1 pseudogene is annotated in these 1,006 nt (G+C 53.2%); it reads left to right on the top strand.

The features are described 5' to 3' along the window. Nucleotides 1-968 (top strand): annotated as a pseudogene (locus AD668_RS28290) (IS3 family transposase); the annotation flags it as partial. Nucleotides 969-1,006 lie beyond the last annotated feature (38 nt).

Below are 1,006 nucleotides of genomic sequence, written 5' to 3'. Positions count from 1 at the left end.
AAAGAGCTTGAAGAACAGCTTGAACTTAGCAATCAAAAGGCTCAGTTTTTCGAGGCTGTCGTAAACGTCTTGAAGAACGACTACGGTGTATCCATCGTAAAAAAGCGACCCGGCAAGTCCTCGCGCAAGGGCAAGTCAAAGACCTGAGTATCAGCAGGGCTTGCCTGTTCATGGGCATTTCACGTCAGGCTTATTACAAGCGCAACCGAGCGTTTGATGCGAAGGCTGGCGACGATCAAAAGGTCGTGGATTTCGTCTTGGAAAAGCGGCGGCGCCAGCCAAGGCTGGGAACACGCAAGCTGCATTATATGCTGCATGCCGAAGCAGAAACGAGTCTGCGGGTGGGGCGCGATCGCCTGTTCAGCATCCTGCGAGAAGCGCGAGAATTGGTCCCTCGCAAGCGGGCATACCACAAGACCACCCACAGCCATCATCGATTTCGCCGCCATCCAAACCTACTCAAGGCAGGCCCGCAGCAAATCATTGCCTGTGCTCCTGAGCAAGTTTGGGTTGCGGATATAACCTATCTGCCTACCCAGGAGAGCGTTGCTTATCTGAGCCTGATCACCGACGCCTACTCGCGYAAAATAGTGGGACATCATGTGCATGAGAGCTTGCATACAGAGTCGGTGCTCAAAGCGCTGAAGAAGGCTGTAGGAGGAAGGAAAACCAAGCAGCCGCTGGTTCATCACTCAGACCGTGGGGCGCAGTATTGCTCCGACCTTTATCAGCGTTTTCACACCAAGCACGGGGTCATTTGTTCGATGACCGATGGCTATGACTGCTATCAGAACGCGATGGCGGAGCGAATAAACGGGATTTTGAAGACGGAGTTTTTGCTGCATCGCCCCAAGAACCTGGCCGACGCGGTGAGAATGGTTGATGAATCGGTGCTGATCTACAACGCGGAGCGGCCACATCTGGCCTTGAAATACAAAACGCCCGATGCGGTGCATCGGGCGTTTTGAGACTGAAACAGGTGTAAACCTATTTCAGGACTAGACAC

This window comes from Pseudomonas sp. P1.8 (assembly GCF_001269805.1).
Classification (GTDB): Bacteria; Pseudomonadota; Gammaproteobacteria; order Pseudomonadales; family Pseudomonadaceae; genus Aquipseudomonas.
The sequence above is the reverse complement of the archived record's forward strand: the minus strand, read 5'-3'. Positions and strand labels throughout refer to the sequence as shown.